Annotated in this window: 3 protein-coding genes; all 3 read right to left on the bottom strand. The window is 65.9% G+C overall.

Annotated elements, in window-relative coordinates; all coding sequences use genetic code 11:
* Window positions 1–171 precede the first annotated feature (171 nt).
* Window positions 172–1,665 (bottom strand): xylulokinase, encoded by a 1,494-nt coding sequence (gene xylB, locus XarbCFBP7408_RS07900; RefSeq protein ID WP_104562474.1) that lies wholly within the window; start codon window positions 1,663–1,665, stop codon window positions 172–174.
* Window positions 1,662–4,034, bottom strand: coding sequence for a glycoside hydrolase family 95 protein (locus tag XarbCFBP7408_RS07895; RefSeq protein ID WP_181106425.1), 2,373 nt, complete (start codon window positions 4,032–4,034; stop codon window positions 1,662–1,664). The genes xylB and XarbCFBP7408_RS07895 overlap by 4 nt, the downstream gene beginning before the upstream one ends.
* Before the next feature lie 91 nt (window positions 4,035–4,125).
* Window positions 4,126–7,029, bottom strand: coding sequence for a TIM-barrel domain-containing protein (locus XarbCFBP7408_RS07890; RefSeq protein WP_104562472.1), 2,904 nt, complete (start codon window positions 7,027–7,029; stop codon window positions 4,126–4,128).
* Between the last annotated feature and the right edge of the window lie 47 nt (window positions 7,030–7,076).

Raw genomic sequence — 7,076 nt, 5'->3', positions numbered from 1 at the left:
CGACCTGCTTGTTGGCGTCGTAGACCTTGAACGCGAGCGGGTTGTCCGAGTCGCGGCCTTCGAAACCGATCTTGCCGATGCCGGGGAAATATTCCTTGGCGCCGATGTAGATGGTGGTGCTCATGGGGTGGAATGTCCTTGCTGCTGGGGGAGTTGTAGAAAGCGTGTCGATCAGCCGGCGTAGAGCGGGCTGACCACATGCAGGTGCTTGAGGAAGTGCTGGTAGTGCTGCTGATACTGGGCCACGCGCTGCGGGTCGGGCTGTGCGGCAAGCGCGTCGTCCACCTGCAGGTGCTCCAGCACCACCTCCGACAACGCGGCGGCGCCGCCGTCGTCGCGGTCGCAGGCCCACAGCGCCTGTAGCGCGGCACCGAAGGCGGCGCCTTCGGGTTGGGTCGGCACCACGACCTGCAGGTTGAAGACGTCGGCGACCATCTGCCGCCACTGCGCGCTCTTGCTGCCGCCGCCGGTGAGCAGGATGGTATCGAACTGCAGGCCAGCGGCAACGAAGGCATCAAAGCCGTTGCGCAGGCTGTAGGTGGCGCCTTCCATCGCAGCGCGATAGAAATGCGCGGCGGTGGTGTTGTGCAGATCCATGCCGAACAGGCAACCGCGTGCATCCGGCAAATTGGGCGTGCGCTCGCCGTTGAAGAACGGCAGCAGCACCAGCCCGTCGGCGCCTGGCGCAGTGTCGGCGATCATTGCCTCGGTCTGCGCGCGGGTGATGGAGAACATGCGCATCACCGCCTCGGTGGCGACCGTGCAGTTCATGGTGCAGATCAACGGCAGCCAACCACCGCTGGAGGAGCAGAACGCGGCCCAGCGTGCGTCGTCGTCCACCACCGGGTGATCGGCATAGGCGAACAAGGTGCCAGACGTGCCAAGGCTCATGGTCAGACGCCCGGGCACCACGTTGCCGGTGCCGATGGCGGCCATCATGTTGTCGCCACCGCCGGTGGTGACGCGCACGCCGGCCGGCAGGTTCAAGGCATCGGCGGCTGCGTCGGACAAGGCATAGACCGCGCCGGTCTCCACCAGCGGCGGCAGTGCCTCGCGCAGGTCGCGCTGCGCATCCACCGCGCCGAGCATGCGCTCGGACCACCGCCGCGCGCGCACGTCCAGCCAACCGGTGCCGGAGGCATCGCCGACTTCGGCAAAGCGCTCGCCGGTGAGCCAGAAGTTGATGTAGTCGTGCGGCAGCATCACCGTGGTCATCGCCGCATACGCCTCGGGGCGATGCTTGCGTGTCCACGGCAATTTGGAGGCGGTGTAGCCGGCCATGATGGGGTTGCCCGCAGCGGCCACGCTGCCGGCGGCGCCACCGACCGCGTCCATGATCTCGTCGCATTCCAACGCGGTGCTGGTGTCGCACCACAGCTTGACCGGTGCGGTAACGCTGCCATCGGCGGCCACCGGCACGAAACCGTGCTGCTGGCCGGAGACCGAGATGCCACGCACGCGCGCACGCTGCTCGCCATCGAGCTGCGCGAAGCAATGCACGATGCCGTCGATCCACCACTGCGCCTGCTGCTCGCGGGTGCCGTCGTCGCGGCTGATCAGCTCCATCGGCGCGGCGATGGTGGCGACCACGGCGCGCTCCTGCGGATCGTAGGCCACCAGCTTGACGCTCTGCGTGCCCACATCCAGTCCTACGTACAAGCTCATTGCGTCACCAATCGGTTGTTGTTGAGGCCCACCTGCCGGGTGCGGCCTGCGCCCAGTTCCAGGTCCAGGGTCTGCCCTGCGTAGCACAGTTGATAGCGCCCGCCACGGTCGCTGTGCAGGCGTGCCTGCTGCAGGCGACCGCCCTCCCATTGCAGATCCACGCTGGCACCGCCACGCACGCGCAAGCCGCGCACGCTGCCGCGCGGCCAGGCCTTGGGCAAGGCCGGCAACAGGAACACGCTACCGCCCCAGCTTTGCAGCAGCATCTCGGTGATGCCGGCGGTACCGCCGAAGTTGCCGTCGATCTGGAACGGCGGATGCGCATCGAACAGGTTGGGATAGGTCCGTTCCGGCGAAATGAGCAGTTGCAGGATGCGGTAGGCATGCTCGCCGTCGGCCAGACGCGCCCACAGATTCAGGCGCCAGCCGATGCCCCAGCCGGTGGTGTTGTCGCCACGGATTTCCAGGGTGCGCTTGGCCGCGGCGGCCAGTTCGGGCGTATCGCGCAGATTGATCTGGCTGGAGGGATGCAGCGCGTACAGATGCGAGACATGACGGTGATGGATCTCCGGCGCCTGCATGTCCCAGTCCTGTTGCCACTCCTGCAATTGCCCCGCCTTGCCGATGCGGTTGGGCGGCAATTGCTCGCGCAGCGCGCTCAATTGCTGCGCGAAGGCGTCGTCGACCTTGAGCAGCTTGCTCATCGCGATGCATTGGGCGAACAGATCGCGCAGCAGCTGCGCATCCATGGTGGGCCCGGCGCACACGGCCGCACCGAAGGGATGCTGATTTTCCGGCGAGATCGACGGATTGGTCACCATCGCGCCGGTCTGCGGGTCGCGCACCAAGGTGGCGACGAAAAACTCCGCGGCGCCCTTGAACAACGGGTAGATCTTGCTCAGATAGGCGCGATCGCGGCCGTAGTCCCAACGGTCCCACAACTGCTGCAACAGCCACACGCCGCCCATCGGCCACAGGCTCCACTGCGCGCCATCGATCGGACCGGCCTGCCGCCACAGATCGGTGTTGTTGTGCACCACCCAACCCGGTGCGTCGTACATCGCACGTGCGGTGTGCGCGCCGGTCTTGGCCAGATCGAACAACATGGCTTCCAGCGGTTCGACGCACTCGTGCAGCGCGTTGGCCTCGCTGGGCCAGTAGTTCATCTCGGTGTTGATGTTGATGGTGTACTTGCTTTCCCACGGCGGCTGCATCAGGTCGTTCCAGATGCCCTGCAGGTTGGCCGGTTGGCTGCCGGGCCGCGAGCTGCAGATCAGCAGGTAACGACCGAACTGGTGATACAGCGCGGCCAGCGCCGGGTCGTTGCCCTGCGCAAAACGCTGCACGCGCTCGTCGGTGGGCAGTGCCGCCGCTTCGCTGCTGCCGAGATCGATCGCCACGCGCCGGAACAGCCGCTGGTGATCGGCCAGATGCGCACGCAGCAATGCGGCATGGTCCAGCTTGCCCGCCTTCTGCATGCTTGCTGCGGTCAATGCCAAAGGATCACCATCGACTGCATCAAAGCGTTGGTAGCTGGTGGTGGCGGTGAGCAGCAGCACCACTTCATCGGCGGCCTCGATGCGCAGGCGGTCGCGCAGACCGCTGAGCGTGCCGCCCTTGACCTGCGGCAACACGCGCAAGGCGAAACGCAGCTTGCCGTCGATGCCGGCGAAGCTGCCGTTGCGGCCGCTGAACAACAGCCCGCCCTGCTCCACCGTGACCGCGCCGGTTTGCGGGCTGTCGATGCCCACGCGCAGGGAAATCGCGCGTGGCCGATCGCAGGACAGGCGCACCACGATGCATTGCGACTGCGCCGACACGAACACCTCGCGCCGATGCAGCGCGCCGCCGGAGCGGAACGTGGTGGTGGCTACCGCAGTGTCCAGATCGAGCTGGCGGCGATACTCGCTGATGCCGTCGGCGCGATCGAAATCCAGCAACAGATCGCCCAGCGGTTGATACGGCATCTGTTTGAGCGGGCGCGAAAGCAGCTTGGCATCGGCCAGTTGTTCGGCCTCTGCGTAGCGCCCGGCGAAGATCAGCGCACGCACCTGCGGCAGGGCCGCCAATGCATCCGGGCTGGTGGAATCGTAGGGTCCGCCTGCATACAGCGTGTCTTCGTTGAGCTGCAGACGCTCGTGGGCGATGCCGCCCCACACCATCGTGCCCAAGCGTCCATTGCCGACCGGCAGGGCTTCCACCCACTCATTGGCCGGTTCGCGATACCACAACTGAAGGGCGTCGGCCGCTGCCACGGCCGGCAACGCGGGTCCTTTCGAAGACCGCGCCGCCTGCGCGGCTGCTGGCGCAGCGCCCAGAACCGCGATGGCGGCCCCGGTTGCCTTGCACAGCTCGCGACGGGTCAGCACGGCCACCACCGTGCTGCCTCACCGGAACCGCCCGCGACTGCCTTGCGGCGTTCCGGCATCTGCTTGCTCATCGACTGACGACAGCTTGCGATCATCGACGACGCGCTTTGCCGGACGCAATCTTGCGCTGCAACACGCTGACCGGATTGCCGTCGTACTGGATGCTGGCATCGGTCCTGGGCTCCAGCACACCGGCGTCCTCGCGCGGGCCGTCGACGAAGCGCACGTTGACGGTGCGCTTGGCCTGCATGCCGGTCCAGCTGCCTTCGCGCTTGCCGATGCTCAGCTCGCCCCTGGCCTGGTTCCAGACCAGCGGAATGCGGCTGAACTCGCCCTTCTCGTAGCCGTAGCCCTTGCCGTCGTCCTCATACAGCGAGAACTGGCCGTCGGCACCGGTGTAGACCACCACGGTGAGCGGCGCATCCGGCGTCTGATCCACGTATTCCTGCACCGGGCCGGTCGGCACGATGGAACCGGCACGCACGAACAACGGCATGCGCTCGATCGGCGCAGCCGCTTCGATGCTCTGGCCGCCCTCGTAACGCTTGCCGGTGGCGAAGTCCAGCCAGCTGCTGCCGGCCGGCAGATACACCTGCCGCGAGGTGGCGCCGAAGCGGGTCACCGGTGCGACCAGGAAGGCCGGCCCGAACAGGTACTGGTCGTTGATGTCGCGGACCTTGGGGTCGTTCGGGAAGTCCATCATCATGCCGCGCATGATCACGCCATCGCGCTGGTAGGTATCGCCGGCCAGGCTGTAGATGTACGGCAGCAGCGCGTAACGCAGGCGGTTGTAGTACGCCATGCTCTCGTAGAACGGCGTGCCTTCCGGGGCGATGTTCCAGATTTCGCGGTACGGGAACTGGCCGTGCGAGCGGAAGATCGGCACGAATGCGCCGAACTGGAACCAGCGCGTGTTGAGTTCGCGCCATTCCGGCAGGTGCGCCGGGTCCTGGTTTTCGTAGCGCTTCTCCACCGCAAAGCCGCCGATGTCGAAGGTCCAGTTGGGCAGGCCCGACAGCGCCATGTTGACGCCACCGGAGATCTGGTCGCGCATGTCGTCCCAGCGCGACACGATGTCGCCGCTCCACACCGCCACCGCATTGCGCTGGGTGCCGGCGTAGCCCTTGCGCGAGAGGATGAACACGCGCTTGTCGTCGGCCGCACGGTCGCCCACGTACACGCCATGGGTGTGCGGCAGCGGGTAGGAATTGAAGTACTCGGTGGACGAGCCCAACGCGTTGGGCGTGGTGCGCGCCTTGCGCTCGCCGATGTCCAGGTTGGAATGCACGTCCGGTTCGTCGGCGTCCATCCACCACGCATCGAAGCCCTTGCTGTTGAGCTTTTCGTTGACCTGGCGCCAGTAGATCGCCTGCGCCTTTTCCGAATACGGATCGTAGAACGAGTTCTTGTAGCCCTTGCCGATCCAGTCCAGCTCACCCACTTCCACGTTGCGCTTGAACATGAAACCGGCCGCGTCCAGTTCCTTGTAGTTGGCGGTGGTGGGATAGAACTTGGGCCAGATCGAAATCATGATCTGCGCATGCATGTCGTGCACGGCCTTGACCATGCCGTCCGGATCGGGGAAGTGCTGCGGGTTGAAATCGTGCGAACCCCAGGCATTATCGGGCCAGTACGACCAGTCGAGCACGATGTTGTCCAGCGACAGCTTGCGCTTGCGGTACTCGGCCACCGCGCCGACCAACTCGTCCTGGCTCTTGTAACGCTCGCGGCTCTGCCAGAAGCCGTAGGCCCACTTGGGCAGCATCACCGACTTGCCGGTGAGCGCGCGGTAGCCGGCCACGGCCTGATCGTAGGAATCGGCCGAGACGAAGTAGTAGTCGATCATCTGCCCGGCTTCGGACCACAGCGAGAGGTCCTTCGCTTCGGCGGCCGGCAGCGGGTCGCGGTGCAGCAGCGCGATGTAGCTGGGGTCGATCAGGTCCCACTCGACCTTGACGGTGTGGCGCTTGCCCGGCTCCAGATCCAGCTTGAACTCGTGATTCCAGGGGTTCCAGTTCTGGCGCCAGCGATCGACGACCAGCTTGCCGTCTACGTACAGCTTGGCGTATTCGCTCGAATACAGCGAGAAGGTGTGCTCGCCACCGGTGAGCGCTTCGATCTCGCCCTCCCAGGTGACCTGCATGCGGCTGTCCTTGTCCTTGGTGATCGCCTTCTTCGGGTACTTGGTCAGGTCGCTGAGGTACTGGTAGTTCACCTCGCTCTCGCGGCGCTCGACGATCTGCTTGCCGTTGATCGCATAACGCGCGGTCAGCGCACCGGCCTTGCCCTTGGCGTCGTACAACTTCAGCGTCTTGGGCAGCGGCTGCAGGCCGCGCGGGTCGCCCAGGCGGCTGATCGAATTGTTGTCCCACAACAGGCCGTAGTTGCGGCTGGACACCAGGTACGGCACCGCCATGTCGATGTTGTTCTGCTGCAGCTCGACATTGCGGCCCTTCTGGTTCATCCAGCCCTGCTGGTGCTGGCCGAAGCCGTACAGCGCTTCGTCATCGGGCGACTGGAAGCGCTGGCGCACGCTCAGGTATTGCTTGCCTTCCACTTTCAGCGGCGCAAAGCTGCGCCCGCCGGCCACTTCCGACAGCACCGGCTTGCCGTTGGCGTCGGCGAAGCTGACGTGGCCATCGACGGTGGACACGGTGGCGGTGACCTTGCCGGTCTTCAGCTGCACGCTGTCGCCCTGCTCGGCCAGTTGGAAGTTGCCATCGCCCTGCACCGGCACGCGCATCAGGCTGGGGCTGCGCGCGAAGTCGCCATCCGGGTCGGCACTGACGCGGATGATGCCGGCATCGACCACCTGCAGACGCACCGGTGCGGCGCCCTTGGCGCTCGGCACCACGGTGACGCCGTCGGCGGCCTTGCGCACTTCCTGCGCGTGCGCGGCATTGGCCAGCAAGGCCAGCGACAAGGCCAGGCACTGCGCAAGCGGTGTACGTCGGGTGGCAGGCGCATGGCCGGCGGAACGGTTGATGGTTTGCATGTTCACTCCCTTGGAATTACGAAACGCTGCCGCGGGGGGGGCAACGC

The organism is Xanthomonas arboricola pv. guizotiae (assembly GCF_002940205.1).
GTDB lineage: Bacteria > Pseudomonadota > Gammaproteobacteria > Xanthomonadales > Xanthomonadaceae > Xanthomonas > Xanthomonas arboricola_C.
This window is presented reverse-complemented; position numbering and strand designations above follow the sequence as displayed.